Consider the following 15,641-nt stretch of genomic DNA (forward strand, 5'->3'; position numbering starts at 1 on the left):
TTATGCCTCCGTCTCAGGGTTAGATTCGAACAAATCCAGCTCTTTGCTCGTGATTAAGGCTTCGATGTTCATCAAGATAATCATTTGGCCTTCCCATTCGATTAATCCGTGTAAATAGCTGCTATCAAAAGCTACCCCAAATTCTGGGGGAGGTTTGACTTCGTTATTATTGATTTTGATAACATCACTAACTTCGTCGACAACAATACCCACAATCCGATCATTGATATTCAGCATGATAACAATGGTAAATTCGTTATAAACGGCTTCGCCAACATCAAACTTCAGGCGCAGGTCGACGATTGGTACAATATCCCCTCTAAGATTAAGCACACCTTTTATAAAGGGGGGGGCCTTCGCAATTTTAGTAACGGGCTCCCATCCGCGAATTTCTTTAACGCGCATAATGTCTAAGCCATACTGCTCGTCCCCCAGAACAAACGTAAGAAACTCTTTGTACAATGTATCTTCTTCGCTAAGCTCGCTCATGATCCCTCTCAGGTATTAAAGTCATATCCACCGCTGTCGCAATGCTGTCTAAATCAAGAATAAGTGCTACGCTGCCATCCCCTAAAATAGTGGCTCCCGCTACGTGCTCTACCGAACGGTAATGACGTTCCAATGATTTAATGACCACCTGCTGTTGGCCTTCCAAGCGCTCTACCAGCAAACCAAACCTTGCTCTGCTGGATTCCACCAACACCACGATATGGTGAGTCGCTTCAAGCTCTATGTTCAATTCCATCCGTTCTGATAACGATATCAGTGGCCAGTATTCTTCTCTTACCCATAGCATTCGTTGTTTTGATAAGGTTTTGATTTGGGCAATATCCGGTTGGATAGACTCCACTATATGGGTAAGGGGGATAATATAAGTCTGATCTTCCACTGTCACACACATCCCATCTAAAATAGCTAAAGTAAGCGGGAGGCGAATAAAGATAGTCGTGCCTTCACCTTTTTTACTTTGAATTTCAATTGAGCCATTGATGGATTCAATATTGCGTCTAACCACATCCATGCCCACTCCTCGTCCAGATACGTCGGTAACAGCTGCAGCTGTTGAGAAACCTGGCTCAAAAATAAGTTGCCAAATCTCCCCGTCTGTCGCATCGTCGTTTACCTGCAGGCCGTTAGATCGTGCTTTTTCGAGAATACGTTCTCGATCTAAGCCACCACCGTCATCGATAATTTTAATGACAACATTGCCGCCTAACTGTTCGGCACTAAGCGTTATTGTGCCAGTTTCTGATTTTCCGCTTTGACGTCGGCTTTCTTTACTTTCTACACCGTGATCTACACTGTTGCGCACTAAATGTGTTAACGGATCAACCAGCTTTTCAATCATGCCTTTATCAATTTCGGTATCTCCGCCGCGAATATCTAAATCAATAGACTTATCCAGTTTATTAGCGAGATCCCTCACAACCCGCGGAAAACGATTGAATACTGAAGAAATCGGTAGCATTCGCATCGACATGATGGATTCTTGCAACTGACGAATGTTTTGTGACAATTCATCAAGCGCCCCGTCGATTTTTTCTGCTATTGTGCCTTCTACTTCGCTGCCAATCATGCGAAGCATTGATTGCGTTATAACCAGTTCGCCTACCTGATTGACTAGTGAATCTATTTTGGTGGTATCGACTCGTATGGTTGTATTTTCAGACTTTGTTGAAACTGTGCGCTTGGGAGCTGCGGCAGGAACAGGCTTTTTAGGCGGAGGGGTTTTTGGGACTTCTGCTTCACTATCAGGGTGCATGGAAGCCTTAACTTCTTCATCGAAGAAACCAAAGCCTTCGCCTTCCTCATTGTTAGCATCCGCTGTAATTGCTTCAGGCTCTTCGTCGAAAAAGCCAAAGCCGTCGTCTGTGTCGGTATTACTGACAACATCTTCCTCGTCGAAGAAACCAAAAGCATCATTATCGCTCGGTGCAGACTGCTTTTCTTCTCGTTCACCGAAAAAACCAAACGCACCTTCTTCGTCATCCACTTTTGACGAGGCCTCAGGTAATATCGCTTCTAATTTCTTTGTGCCTTCTTCAATTGCATCCCAATCGATATCATTATTATTTTGGTAGGCTGATAAAATATCTTTTAACTGATCATTGGTTTCCAGTAGCACATCTACAATTGCAACGTCTAAATCCATTTGCTGGTTGCGCGCGAGATCTAAAATCGTTTCCATTACATGGGTAAGCTTTCCTAGCGCGTCAAAGCCGAAAATGCCGCTCCCCCCTTTTATAGAGTGGGCTGCCCTGAAAATACTATTTAGTGCTTCCGGATCTGGCTGGTCCAGATCAAGATCCAGTAGCTGCTGCTCCATTTCAGCTAAGTGTTCATGGCTTTCGTCGAAAAAGACTTCGTGAAATTCACTTAGATCTACCGACATGTAGGTACCTTATCCCAATACTTTCGCAGCCACCGCTAACAACTTAGCAGGGTCAAAAGGTTTTACCATCCATCCAGTCGCGCCCGCTGCTTTGCCTTGGGATTTCATACTGTCTCCTGCTTCTGTGGTAAGCACTACGATGGGAACGGTACGATAGGCGCTCATTTCCCGCAGAGATCTTATTAACGTTAAGCCATCCATACGCGGCATGTTCTGATCTGTTAGCACAAAATCGAAACGTTGAGACTGACACTTATCTAATGCCGCCTGTCCGTCTTCTGCAGCTGTTACATCATAGCCTTGCCTTTTCAGCGTTGCTTCCACCATCTGCCTGATAGAGGGAGAATCATCTACAATTAGAATTTTTTTTGACATATTTACTCCTGCTTCCGTACTTGACTAACCTTTTATTTTAATTAATTAATTTTGAACAGCTTTTGGAAATTGGCCATACTCAGCAATTCGTAGGCCGTACCGCGAACGTTTTTCATTTGTACTTCTCGGTTTTTGACTACCGCCTTTTTGCGGAGCAACACCATCATGCCAAGCGCCGCACTGTCGAGGTATTCGACCGCTGAAAAGTCTAGTTGGATGGGCACCTTTGAATCTTCTGCTAACACGTTCTCATACTGCTCGGTAAAGGTTTTATGTTGGCTAAAATCAAACTTACTCGGTAACCTTATTGTGGGCATATACTCCCCCTAGAAAAATTCCACTTCACCTGCATCAATCGAAGCAGAAGAGACTGGATTATGCTTCGCTGGCGTAATATCAGCTAGTTTATTACATACGCTTTCAACCTTCTTAGAATCAAAGGCTTGGGCGCTTTCCATTTCGCTTACAGCGCGTCTAACTCCATCCACCAGTTGAATTACATAGGCAAGATTTTGTGTAGTGATATCACCAAACTGCAAGCTCCGAACTGCTGTCGAAACAGCGTTCTCAAGATTGTTAGATAATTCTGATAGCCCTGCCGCTATTTGTTGATCACTTTTTGCTTTTTTTATCATCCTTTCTAATGCTGTGTTGATTTCTTTTTTTGCATCTAAAACATAGGTTACGTCGTAGGCAGCGAGTTTTGTCACTTTGTCGGTCAAAACATCTATTTTGGCATTCATTTTTTTCAGTTCTTCCTGAATGGATTCACTGAAAGAAGCCGAACGATTGGACAATTTGCGCACTTCGTCTGCCACCACAGCAAAGCCTCGGCCATGTTCACCTGCGCGGGCAGCTTCAATAGCCGCATTGAGTGCAAGCAGGTTGGTTTGCGATGCAATAGCATCTATGTCTTTTAACGCATTCATCACCGCAGGAACTGATTCTCGCAATGCCGTTACGTGGTCTAGCACTTCCATTGAATCTGCGGACATATTGACGGTAGATTGAATAAAGCGATCCAACGTATGGCCAGTGCTTACTGCAAATTCCTGCATTTCTTCGCTGTATTCCCGCCCTTCCATATCTTGCCCATGTATAAGAATTTTTAATGCTCGAGATTGTTCGTCAATTAAGTCACCTAGCGCATTAAAACTATCAGTTAAGGTGATTATGGCCTCGTCTTGTGTCGTTTTTACATTGGATAAGTCGTTGTAGCTATTTTCTGATATGGTATATAAATTCGACAAACCATTAGCAACGACGATAGATTGCGCACCAGAAAGGAAGGTCGTAGCCTGTACCGAACGCTCTGCTTCCTGAGCTACGGGGGCTTCATTCTGATTTGTCGTTTTGCTTCCGTATTCCCAGATTATCCAAGCAGAAGCCAGTAAGAATACGGCTAATACCCCATGTCCCATGGCTGCAATTATAATAGCCACAATAATTCCCGCGGCTTGCAAACCGTAAGTTCTTATTTTATCCAACGTCAGTTCCTTAGCTTACAAATGCTTATTCGATGCCGAATTTAAGTTGGCGTATAGGAATAAGAATAAGCGTAGTAGAAAATTTTTTGCATGCTTACTTAATGAATTAAAAAAGCGTTATTTTTTAACGTTTTTGCGTTAAAAACCTGGCCCTTTCGATTTTTTTTAAGTGCGATGCGACTAAGAATTTGCTTTCTATGCCTACGCTTCAACGTTCGTGTGACGCGAGTCAGAAGATAAGATAAATGAACGCAGCATTAGGGTTACCCGATGAACACCCTCCCCCCGATAGCGGTGAGCTCTAGTATTGTATGTTCCTAGTAATTCTCTTTTAGAACTTACGATAACAATTAAGGAAGTCGTGACCTCCGTCACGATGACGACTCTGCGTAGATGTACCTGTTACGACCGCTTCCTTGTCTAATGCTGCCTGCCAGCTCAAGTCTAAACCTTGAACTAAGAGTGCCAGACTGGATATGAGCCACTACAGTTCAGGTGTGATCCGCGGCGTTTACCGGTGGTGCTCTCACTGACGCCTCCATGTTAGACATGTCGATAACTGATATGACAACGCTATTAACGACAATTAACCTCATTGAAAAAAACAGGCCCTAACCAACCCTCAAGTTATTGTTGAAAGGTTACAGATTTTCCAAACAAGTTTTTCGCCCCCCACCGTGCAGACAATGCTTAGTGGGTCGCATTAAAATCCTCCCTAATAAGATGGGTTCGCAGTGATTAATCGCGGGCTCGCATCCTCTCCACATTTGCCATGTCTGGGAGTATTCCGACACCTCGAATTATCTTTTCTCTGGCAGCGCAATCTTTTAAGTTTCAAACACACTTTTAGATTCACTTCAACGCTCAGCTCGACTACTATACCTGTGGTAACGTAGCGTCGGATAGAGTAGTAGTGTTCACTTTAAAAACAACAACAATAAATATTGAACCAATAATCAATTATCTTGTGGCCAGCCTGTTTTTTCTTATCCTGATTGGTATAGCACCGCCCGCGTTTTCGCAGGTTAACTCTCCCAGTCTATTCAACGAAAATGTTAGTCAGCTTTTACAGTTGACGTTGCAACGTCCTGCCGATGCAATCGATAAAGCGCAGGATGAATTGGCAATAACAACATCTCGCCAACGAAAAAGTGAGCTACATTTCGTGCTAGCACGCGCTTACAGTGAACTCCTACTGCCATTGAGAGCTCAAGAAGAAGCAGAAAAAGCACAAGCGTTGATGGATGATGATTCCAGTATCGAATTTCAACATTTCCTCACACTTTCAATCGCTGAGGCGAACGCCCTGTCCGGTCTTGCTGATGATATTGAAGGCGTAGTAAAGCGCGAGTTAACCTGGGCCAGAAAACAGCATAACTACAATATACAAGCCTACGCCCTTCGGGTTGCCGGGCTGGTACAACTTACGCTTAACTCGTCTGATAAAGCTTTGTCGCGTTTTCAAGAAGGGTATGCGCTAGCACAATCCCACGTTATCAGGCTTAAACCCGCCGATTTTGCTTATTGGATTGCCATGGTCTATGAAAACCGTGGGGAGCCAAAATTAGCGATACCCTATTTCAAAGAAGCGCAGGGATATTATCAAAAGCAGGCTTTATCGGTCGGTAAAGTGCGCACCGAGATTGGTTTAGGGAAAGCACTTATTGCCTTAGGCCAAACGAATGATGGGTTACTGGTATTACGAGATGCAGCTGAACTTGCGCTTGAGATTCAGGACTTACAAGGAGTGGCAAACAGTTATCAGCACATTGCTGAACAATTGATACTGCGAAATGAAGCTGAACAGGCGGAACCTTTTTTACAAGATGCCCTGATCATATTTAACGATGGCCATAATCCATTTATGCAGATCGCGGTGCTATTGGCCCTAGCTGAAGTTAGTTTGCAAACAGATACTTCCACTGACGCTAAAGCCTACTTGCACCGTGCACTAGAACTTGCTGAAGGTGACTCATTTCTGGCGCAGCGCATTGAAATTAACCGTAAAATGGCAAGGGTTTTAGCTAAACAGGCCGACTATCCGGCTGCCTATGATTTGATGGTAAACAACGCGACTGCGCAGGGTAAGTTATTTAAAGAGCGAAACAGTAAACGGTTATTGAGACTAAAAACAGAATTTGAAGTTGAACAGCAACAAATTCAAAACGCATTGCTAACCGAGCAAAACTTACGTCAGCGCGCGGAAATCCGGTCTCGTCAAGAAACCCAAAAATACGGTTTCGTACTGATTTTTCTTTTAATAGTAATTACCTTACTTTTACTATGGCTATACATAAAGAGTAAACGTCACCGTCAACGACTGGAGGCACTCGCAAACGAAGATATGCTAACCACTCTGCTAACGCGCAGAAAGGCGCTGGATTTGATTGATCAACAGTTAAAACTAGCTCAACGTCATAATGAAACTATTTCGTTAGCAATACTGGATTTAGACCACTTCAAACAAATAAACGACGATTGTGGTCATCAAACAGGGGACCATGTACTTCGCGCCTTTGGTATTCTTGCGACCAATACGTTTAGAAGCACCGATATATTGGGCCGTTATGGTGGTGAAGAGTTTTTGTTTGCCTTCCCTCATACTTCGATAGATCAGGTTGAAGAGATGCTGCAAAAGTTCTCGCAAACAGTGAAATCTATCCCCCAGCAGATTGATTGTCCCCAACTCAACACGTCCGTATCAATTGGTGTGATAGAAGCCCGGGAGAAGCTCTCTACCAGTGAGCTTATTGCGTTAGCAGACGAAGCGTTATACCAAGCGAAGGTAGCTGGCCGTGACCGCATTGTACGTTATCAACCTACCCGAGCTGAAAAGTGAATAACGTAATCGCTTTTCCCCTCTAAAGTGCACAAAGGATTCATTCTGACAAAGCGCGTCATTCAATCCCCTCAAGGCGAGCGGATTGAATTATGGGTAGCGTCGCCCGATGGACCACAAAGAATTGTGAGCGAACCCCAACTAAGTGTGTGTTTTGTAGGCGCATCGGCTCAATCCCGTTTAAACAGGGTGTGCAGCTTAGCGGGGATTCCAGTGGGTTTCGAACCTTCATCTTTAACTACGCTCGAACAACACCTGGTGACGGTGGTTCGGTCTCGGTCAGAGCAACAGCTTCGGCAAGTGCGTAAGTTAGCGACTGAAGAAGGCATTATTCTCTATGAGGCCGACCTAAAATTAGCCGACCGTTATTTGATGGAGCGTTTTGCGTATGGCTCCATTGATTACACTTTCACAAGCAAATCGCATAGCAATCTACCTGAGGTAAAGGTCAAAGGGGGGAATTATCGTCCTTCGCTTACCTCGCTCTCACTAGACATCGAATGTGACGAATTTGAATCCCTTTATTCAGTCGCTCTTGTTGGTGAAAATTGGAAAGAAGTCATTATCAACCATACCGATATTGCTAATGCCAGTTCAGAAGACTACACCCTGACTGTGGTTAATTCCGAAAAAGCTTTACTAAAAGCGCTGCGCCACTCCATCCAAGCAGCCGATCCCGATCTGATTTTAGGATGGAACATTAAACAATTCGATTTTGCGGTACTCGCTCGAAGAGCTAAGTTATGTGGTGTGGCGTTAAAGTTAGGCCGCGATAGTAGCGAACTATCGGTTTCGCAATGGGAGTCGGGGCAGACAATAGTCAATATTGCAGGCCGCTCGATAGTGGATGGCATTGAAGCCCTCAAGAGCATGGCATTTTACTTTGAATCATTTTCATTGCAGTTTGTAGCTACAGCCTTATTAGGTAAACAAAAGCTAATTCATGAAGACGATCAGTTAGCCGCTATAAAATCTCTTTATCAATCGGCGCCCACCAAGCTGGCTCGGTATAACTTTGAAGACTGCGTGTTGGTCAATGAAATTGCGACGCGTACCGAATTAATTGACTACCTCACCCTTCGTTCTCGTTTGACGGGACTGGAACTGAGTCGTCCCGGAGGCTCCGTTGCCGCCTTCTTAAATTTATACCTACCGCGCATGCATCGAGCTGGGTACGTGTGTGGTATACGCCCAGAAAATGGCGGGCTGGCCAGTCCAGGCGGTTACGTTATGAGCTCCATTCCGGGGCTCTATAAAAATGTTCTGGTGCTGGATTTTAAGAGCCTGTATCCATCTATTATCCGAACTTTTAAAATAGACCCAGTGGGTTTAGCTGAAGGTTTGGCGCACCCTGATGAAGCAATTGAAGGATTTAAGGGAGCTAAATTTTCGCGTACAACACATTTTTTGCCCGATATTATTACCCAACTCTGGCAAGAGCGTGATGAAGCTAAAAAAGCGCACGATCAGGCACGCTCTCAGGCCATTAAAATCCTAATGAATTCTTTTTACGGTGTATTAGGTAGCGGAGGCTGTCCTTTATATGACCCGCGTTTAGCCAGTTCAATTACATTACGTGGCCACGATATTATGTTAACCACAAAGCAGTGGATAGAAGATGCAGGGTTCAAAGTTATCTATGGGGATACTGACTCAACCTTCGTTCACGTGGGAGATGAACTGACGAGTAGTGAGGGTAAGCATATCGGGAATGAATTGCAGCAATTAATTAATCAGCGATGGGTTGAAGAATTGCAATCGCAGTTACAATTACAATGCGATCTCGAAATAGAGTTTGAAACGTATTTTGAGCAATTTTTTATGCCCACGATTCGAAATTCAGAACAGGGAAGTAAAAAACGTTACGCAGGAATGATTGACGAAGATGGAAAACAAAAGCTGATATTTAAAGGCCTTGAGAATGTACGTTCAGACTGGACGTCAATGGCCAGATCTTTTCAACATCAACTCTATGCGTGTGTATTTAATCAAAGGCCTGTTCAGCAACTTATTCTCACGTTAATTGAACGCCTAAAAGCGGGCGAACTTGATAGTAAACTCACCTACACGAAGCGACTGCGCAAACCTACTCATCAATATGTAAAAAATGTGCCGCCCCACGTAAGGGCGGCAAAACAGGAGGACGAAACTCGTTTAACCCAGGGGTTACCGCTCAAATATAATCGTTCTACTGTAGTCAAATACGTTATGACGATGCAGGGACCTCAAACAGTAACGTCGGTTAATAGCCCGCTCGATTATGACCATTATGTAGAAAAACAAATTAAACCTATCGCCGAAAGTATTCTACCGCTCATCGGCGTCGAGTTTGAAAAATTGATTAACTCTCAAATGGGTTTGTTTTGATTGTTAACTATCGGTTTTCGCCGTAATCATGGTGCCGCCGCCACTTAGCCGTACCTTTTGACCAGGTTGTAACCGCTCGGCGCCTCTCGTTATTACGGGTTGGGTTGCCTCAAACTCTCCAAACACTTCGATTCGCTCACCTACCCCGATGCCAGTTGTGACAGCTATCTGCTGAGCCTCATTGTCTCCATTGATCTGGTAAATGAACGCGCCTGTTTTTCGGAGTACTAACGCGTCCCGCGGCACGGTCATACCATAATGTTTTTCACTATGAGGAAGCGACACGCGAATGGCACTACCTATTGGAAAGTCTGTAGGTTTAAGTGCGACACGTAATTCCATCATACGCGAGTTGGCATTGCCTACGGGTACGACTGCAGTTACTCTTTCTAAGACTTCACGATTATTATTTTTTACCCTTACATGTAAGCCATCAGAGACAAAAGGTATTACGGTAAGTGGCGCTCGAATAGCAGCTTCAACCTGAGTGGGATCAACGATCCGCAGGAGCGCCTGACCAGTACTGATAAATTCTCCCGGCGATTGCAAACGCTCAACTACCAATGTATCAAACGGAGCGCGCACCTCGCTTTGTGCAATTTGGTATTCAGTCATTTTTTTTGATGCTTTTGCCTGCGCTAACTCCTGCCGAGCAATCTCGAGTTCCGCCGCCGTTTCATCAAGTTGGTCTTTAGAAACGTTCTGTTGCTCTGCCATAGACAAAAAACGGTCTAATTTTCGATGCGCCAAAGACACCCTGGCCTCCCATTTCGCAATATTTGCCTTGTCCTGCGCTAAACTTAGCTGTAGGCGCTGATCGTCAAGTTTTATCAAAACCTCACCTATGCTAACCCGTTGTCCCACCTCTGCCATCCAGATGACACGGCCAGCCACTTCAGAGGCTATCTGTGCGTCTTCCCGACTCACCACTGTGCCAGGCACCCATAGCTGCTCTGCTATTTCCTCTTGTAAAATTTGATCCACTTCAACGAGTGTTGCCGGCGGTAAAGGCGGTTCCTGCGCAGCGGCTGGGAAACCAAGACCTATCGACAATATCGAGACTGCGAGAGGCTTAATAAAAATCCTATTCATAATAATACCTTACATTTTGTCTTCAAATTTGTGTTGCTTTGCACTAAGTAGTGGACTGGTGCCTCTCTGTGTCAGTGACGCATTTTTTTTCCATGGAAACCTGAACTCGATCTGCAATAACGTAGGTAATAGAAGCAACGTGAAAACAGTACTCACTGCCATCCCCCCCACGATGACAGCGGCCATACCTCGGTAAATCACACTGCCGGCACCAGGAAGCAATAGTAACGGCAGCATCCCGAATAGCGATGTGAGAGTGCTCATGAAAATAGGACGTAGACGAACCAAAATAGCTTGATGCACAGAATCGCGTCGATTCAACCCATCTCGTTCACCGATACGTGTTTGATGCACTAGAAGAATCGCGTTATTGACGACTAAACCGAGCAGAATGACAAAGCCGATCATTGTTAACAAATCCATAGGCTGGAATTGAACAAGATTCATTATTCGAATAGCGGCAATGCCTCCTACCGTTGCCAGCGGTAGTGCTAACGCTACTAATAAACTGTCTTTAAACGAACGAAACAACCCAGCCATGAGCACTACCAGTAACCCCATTGCTAATAAGAAGTTTTGACTCATTGTTTTAACTGCCGTTTTCAGGCTATCAGCGCTTCCTCCAAAACTAATATTGCCATTAGGGGGCATTACGGCTCTTATTTGCGGTTCAATTTTTTCTTCGATAATTGCCATCGCTTCTTCAAGCGTTATTCCTTCAGGAGGATTGAAATTTAATGATAGGGTACGGCGACGATCAATACGTTGTATGCGCGTGGGTCCTACATTGCGTTCGACCGCTACAAGCTCCCCTAACTGCACCATTTCTCCACTTGGTGTGACGATGGGAGTAGCGGCGAGCTCTTCAGGAGTTGCCCAGTCTTGAGCGCGGAATATTATATTGAGACGTTTTATACCATCAAAGTATTCACCTACATACATTCCATCCCCCATAGCACGAACTAGTTCTGCCATGTGTGAACGACTATACCCTACTTCCATAATTCGGCTGTCCTGCGGAATAAATTGCAATTGGGGTTCTGACTGTTCAAGTGGGGGGTTAGAACGAACTTGGGAACCTGGGAAGGTTTCTTTTATTAATTCCATTCCTCTGTGCGCTGCAACCACCAACCCCTCCTGGTCCGTCCCTTGTAAATGCACGTCAATTGAGCGACCGTTACCAAAACCACCAAAAAGGTTTCCCTGTCTTGCAAAGGTTTGGGTATCTGGAAGATCTTTAAGAATTTCATCTTTGACTAAGGTTTCAAGCTCTTTTACTTTGTCCTGATCTTGCGCCCGTACACCTAACGTCCCGCCGTTTGTCCATGTGATGATGTAATAGTTTTTAAGAGCGGGCGTTTTTTCCCCATCCATATAAGGCTGTAATCTTTCTGCTACTTTGGGCATGATCTCGTGTGCAATGAACTGATTACTTGCCCCAGCCGGAAAGTTAAAGAATGCATCAACGGCATCTCGTTTTACAGGAGGCAAATAGTCAAGCTTTGGAAACATCACAATACTGGCTGAAATAGGTATGGCCATTAAGGCAAGCGCGAGACTAATTCTTTTAACGTTACTATTGGTTAACTTCATTATTCCTGCTGCAATACGCACCCAAAGACTTTGGAGTCTGTCTTCTGGCTGAGGCGAACTTAATATTTTACTGGCGATAACCGGTAACACTGTAACTGCTACAAGCAGCGAAATAGTGACAGCAATAGCAATGGTTAATGCCAAGTCAGCAAACAGTTGCCCTTCGACATCTTTTATAAATATGACAGGAATGAAAATGGCGACCGTCGTTGCTGTCGATGCCATCAATGCGCCGAACACCTCCTTTGTTCCCACATAGCTTGCCTCGGCTTCGTCTGCCATTTTCTTTTGTTTTTGGACTATGTTTTCAAGTACTACGATGGCAGCATCTAAAACCATTCCTACAGCAAAGGCCAATCCTGCTAATGAGATTACATTTAACGATCGACCTGTCACTTTTAATACTACAAAGGTACTCAGTAGCGAAATCGGAATCGCCATAGCGACAATAAGTGTCGCTCGCATTTGCCGTAAGAACAGCCACAAAACACCAATCGCGAGCAGCACACCGATGAACAGATTACTGGTTACCAGATTAATAGCTCTATAGATAAATACTGATGCGTCAAATGATTGCACCATGGTAAGCTTTTCGTCTGCGAGCATATTTTGATTAATGGCGTCAACTTTATCCTTCACTGCCAACAACGTAGCCAAAACGTTCGCATCATTTTCGCGGCTGATTCTGATTGATATTGCGGGATTGCCATTCTGGATACTCACACTGTCATCGTCGGCTCTTTGTATACGAATATCCGCTATGTCTCTTAAGTGAATAGGGCTTCCATTGCGCCACTCAAGTATCATATCGCCCATTTTCTGCGGTTCGTATTTACCTTCAAAGCGCAGTGTATAACGCCTGCGCCCCACTTCGACAAATCCCCCCGACACATCGGTAGAGTTGCCTAAATAACGGGTTATTTGCGTCAGATCTATGCCCAATTCCGCTGCTTTATAAGGATCAAATATAATTTGAAACTCTTGTTCCCCACCAACCCCGCTTTGCATTTGAGCACTGGCAACCCCAGGAATAGCTTCTAATTGGGGCTTTATTTCGTCATCAAAATAAGTGACGTAGTAATTTATTTCATTGGGATTGCCCGGTAGCTTTTGTAGGAAGAAATAGGTGAGTGCCGGTGCGTCACCGCCACCTCCGCCGAGGAATATATTGGGAGAAAGGGCGTCTCGGGGAAGAGGGGGTACACGGTTCATCCTACTGACTACTTCGATAAGTGTTTTTTGCATATCTGTTTCAAGGTCAAAACGCAGATTAATCCATGCGTTTCCCTGATTCGCCCAGGCCGACATACTGTGCAATCCAGCAATCCCCTGCAAAACCTCTTCCTGGGGTTCGATTATTTCTGACTCTATTTCTTCTGGTGAAGCGGCGCGCCAGCTCGTTTGTATAGATATTTGAGGACGTTCAATATCTGGGAAAAGCTGAATAGGAAGTTTGAATAAGCTGTAAAATCCGAGTGCAGCGATTAAAGCAACGACAATTGTTACCCCTGAGGCATTTTTGATTGCAGTACGTGTGATATCCATAAAAATAACTTGATATTGAATCCGATGAATTAACTATAAGTCGCAACGGTCCCGTAAAAAGTTTATTTCCGCCAATCGCAGACTTTTTGAGGTAAATGGTAGGAAAGAATTTGGTCGCAAACTTATTGAGATTAATGGTCGTAAGAATTCTACAAGTCACCGCTTAGCAACCAAAATCAAGCAAAATCTCAAAATGGGTACTGTGAATTTTTTTCTGATCACGTGTTGCAGATAAGTAACGTGGGCGAACTCTGTTTTGTTAGAAACATAATTATATCGCTGTAATATATACTTTTTTCTTATTGGCTTAGCTGATGCATAAAAAGCAGAAGGAAGTAACTTATGCCAGATTTATTATGGAAGCCAAGGAGATTTTTATGAATAAACTACTTATATCCGCTGCAGTTATTGCTACCGTAACTGCTTGCACACCAGCGCACGAGAATCTGAAAATTGATACCAACTTCGCTAATTTAGATAAGGACCAAAATGGCTATCTCACAGAAAAAGAGACAGAAAGCCAAGCAATCGCTAATTACTTTGAAAAGATCGATGTAGATATGAACAGACGCATTAGTGTTAACGAATTCAATGATTACCTGACAACTACGCCGGAAGTTTTTGAAGAAAATGTGCAAGCAGCAGCTGTAGTCGATTTAGAAAGAGATTCATTAAGAGAAAATAACGATCGTTCAGACTATGCCAACGAAGCCAATAACACTGAAAAAGAAATGCAGACCACTAAAAACGAAGAATTTACAACAGAGAATGACGCGCACCTCATGGCAGCAAGTGAGTTTGACATGATTGATACAGACCGCAACGGAGAATTATCAAAGTCCGAAGCTGCTATGAGCGGCCTAGTAGAAGAATTCAGCCGAATCGATGAAAACAACGATCAGTTAATTACTATGGTCGAATTTTCAAATTATCAGAATAGAGGACAACATAAAAATGACGGTGAATAACCGAGGATAAATAGTGCCGTCAATATTAGTGCGCAGACAGAAAGGAATGTATCGAATAAAGACGAATTCATGCAGGCAAGCTATGTAAGAGTGTAAAAGGATATCCGTATGCCAATTTCAGTCAAATTCGTCGAGCAGTTACTTGTAGGTTGAGATATACCAGAAGACATTTTTGGCGACGCTGTTCTGCTCTAGCAGCTTACTATAAAAAGGTTGCTGAACGAGCGCTAAAAGCCGTAAAGGAGTTCCATTTGGGGAGCGCTTCCAACAATATGAATGGTAACGCGCCTCTGTATTACCTTCTGGCACATCGACGTTTAGAAAAACGATCCTTTTAGTCGTGTCGCGAATCGCTACTTTGAAAAGATAGTATGACTTTCTGACGTAACTTACGCCACGAAGGGCGGATAGGAATTTTTTAACAGCGGTTAAAACGAAAAAAGGCCATCCATATGGATAGCCTTTTCTCTTAATGGGAGTTTGGCGGTGTGCTACTCTCACATGGGGAGACCCCACACTACCATCGCCGCTAATGCGTTTCACTTCTGAGTTCGGAATGGGATCAGGTGGTACCGCATCGCTATGGCCGCCAAACAAAAAACGGTGGTTACCAACGTTATCGTCAGTAACTTAACAATTCTGGAAAATCTGATATCAATTCAATCTATTGAGTAACCTAACTTACTCTACTTTTAGCTAGTCTTTCACACACAACACGTAATGAGCTCAATCTTGCCACCACTTTAGCGAGTAGAAAAATGGTCAGTCAATTTTACCGGTGACCGGTACAAATCAACATCGAAGCCATTTTTCACGACTCACGCATAAGCGTGGTGGTAAAAAGCCATTTAGGCGTTGTATGGTTAAGCCTCTCGGGCAATTAGTACAGGTTAGCTTAACGCCTTGCAACGCTTCCACACCCTGCCTATCAACGTCATCGTCTTTAACAACCCTTCCAGGACTTACGTCCAGGGATGACTCAT

The 15,641-nt window shown here is 44.1% G+C and carries 10 protein-coding genes and 2 rRNA genes; 3 read left to right on the plus strand and 9 right to left on the minus strand.

What is annotated here, in order from left to right:
- The 5 genes from OPS28_RS14395 to OPS28_RS17015 are packed head-to-tail and all read right to left on the minus strand — an operon-like array spanning position 1 to position 4,188.
- Entirely contained in the window at positions 1-489 is a 489-nt protein-coding gene (locus OPS28_RS14395) for a chemotaxis protein CheW (protein ID WP_265610163.1), read from the minus strand.
- A complete protein-coding gene (locus tag OPS28_RS14400; RefSeq protein WP_265610164.1) occupies positions 476-2,392 on the minus strand; it encodes a chemotaxis protein CheA in 1,917 nt (638 codons plus the stop codon). Before OPS28_RS14400 ends, OPS28_RS14395 begins: the two co-directional genes overlap by 14 nt.
- Positions 2,393-2,401: 9 nt before the next feature.
- On the minus strand, positions 2,402-2,767 hold the full coding sequence (locus OPS28_RS14405; protein ID WP_265610165.1) for a response regulator: 366 nt from the start codon (positions 2,765-2,767) through the stop codon (positions 2,402-2,404).
- Between the two features lie 41 nt (positions 2,768-2,808).
- Positions 2,809-3,084, minus strand: coding sequence for an STAS domain-containing protein (locus OPS28_RS14410; RefSeq protein ID WP_265610166.1), 276 nt, complete (start codon positions 3,082-3,084; stop codon positions 2,809-2,811).
- 9 nt (positions 3,085-3,093) lie between these two features.
- Positions 3,094-4,188 (minus strand): methyl-accepting chemotaxis protein, encoded by a 1,095-nt coding sequence (locus OPS28_RS17015; RefSeq protein ID WP_442864005.1) that lies wholly within the window; start codon positions 4,186-4,188, stop codon positions 3,094-3,096.
- Between the two features lie 979 nt (positions 4,189-5,167).
- On the opposite strand from OPS28_RS17015, the gene OPS28_RS17095 reads away from it, so the two are divergent.
- Complete coding sequence (locus OPS28_RS17095) at positions 5,168-7,093, plus strand: tetratricopeptide repeat-containing diguanylate cyclase (protein ID WP_265610167.1); 1,926 nt, start codon at positions 5,168-5,170, stop codon at positions 7,091-7,093.
- A gap of 27 nt (positions 7,094-7,120) precedes the next feature.
- Positions 7,121-9,460: a DNA polymerase II gene (locus OPS28_RS14425; RefSeq protein WP_265610168.1), complete on the plus strand. Its 2,340-nt coding sequence runs from the start codon at positions 7,121-7,123 to the stop codon at positions 9,458-9,460.
- Positions 9,461-9,463: 3 nt separating this feature from the next.
- Here OPS28_RS14425 and OPS28_RS14430 read toward each other — a convergent pair whose 3' ends face one another.
- Both OPS28_RS14430 and OPS28_RS14435 read right to left on the minus strand, forming a co-directional pair.
- The gene (locus OPS28_RS14430) at positions 9,464-10,552 is read right to left on the minus strand and encodes an efflux RND transporter periplasmic adaptor subunit (RefSeq protein ID WP_265610169.1); all 1,089 of its coding nucleotides are present in this window, start codon (positions 10,550-10,552) and stop codon (positions 9,464-9,466) included.
- A 9-nt stretch (positions 10,553-10,561) separates the two neighbouring features.
- Positions 10,562-13,690, minus strand: a complete 3,129-nt coding sequence (locus tag OPS28_RS14435; RefSeq protein ID WP_265610170.1) for an efflux RND transporter permease subunit — start codon at positions 13,688-13,690, stop codon at positions 10,562-10,564.
- Positions 13,691-14,067: 377 nt separating this feature from the next.
- Here OPS28_RS14435 and OPS28_RS14440 point away from each other — a divergent pair, with 377 nt between their 5' ends.
- Positions 14,068-14,658, plus strand: a complete 591-nt coding sequence (locus OPS28_RS14440; protein WP_265610171.1) for an EF-hand domain-containing protein — start codon at positions 14,068-14,070, stop codon at positions 14,656-14,658.
- A gap of 478 nt (positions 14,659-15,136) precedes the next feature.
- Here OPS28_RS14440 and rrf read toward each other — a convergent pair.
- Together rrf and OPS28_RS14450 are read right to left on the minus strand one after the other, a co-directional pair.
- A 5S ribosomal RNA gene (rrf, locus tag OPS28_RS14445) occupies positions 15,137-15,252 on the minus strand.
- 265 nt (positions 15,253-15,517) lie between these two features.
- Positions 15,518-15,641 (minus strand): 23S ribosomal RNA (locus tag OPS28_RS14450); the annotation flags it as partial.

The sequence above is a fragment of the Alteromonas sp. ASW11-130 genome (assembly GCF_026183735.1).
In the GTDB taxonomy this organism is placed as follows: Bacteria; Pseudomonadota; Gammaproteobacteria; order Enterobacterales; family Alteromonadaceae; genus Alteromonas.

What these genes read in the sequence shown, in the direction of transcription:
- OPS28_RS14435 (WP_265610170.1), bottom strand. Translation starts at nt 13,690, where the DNA reads ATGGATATCACACGTACTGCAATCAAAAATGCCTCAGGGGTAACAATT.
- OPS28_RS14440 (WP_265610171.1), top strand. Translation starts at nt 14,068, where the DNA reads ATGAATAAACTACTTATATCCGCTGCAGTTATTGCTACCGTAACTGCT.
- OPS28_RS14405 (WP_265610165.1), bottom strand. Translation starts at nt 2,767, where the DNA reads ATGTCAAAAAAAATTCTAATTGTAGATGATTCTCCCTCTATCAGGCAG.
- OPS28_RS14395 (WP_265610163.1), bottom strand. Translation starts at nt 489, where the DNA reads ATGAGCGAGCTTAGCGAAGAAGATACATTGTACAAAGAGTTTCTTACG.
- OPS28_RS14400 (WP_265610164.1), bottom strand. Translation starts at nt 2,392, where the DNA reads ATGTCGGTAGATCTAAGTGAATTTCACGAAGTCTTTTTCGACGAAAGC.
- OPS28_RS17015 (WP_442864005.1), bottom strand. Translation starts at nt 4,188, where the DNA reads ATGGGACATGGGGTATTAGCCGTATTCTTACTGGCTTCTGCTTGGATA.
- OPS28_RS14410 (WP_265610166.1), bottom strand. Translation starts at nt 3,084, where the DNA reads ATGCCCACAATAAGGTTACCGAGTAAGTTTGATTTTAGCCAACATAAA.
- OPS28_RS14430 (WP_265610169.1), bottom strand. Translation starts at nt 10,552, where the DNA reads ATGAATAGGATTTTTATTAAGCCTCTCGCAGTCTCGATATTGTCGATA.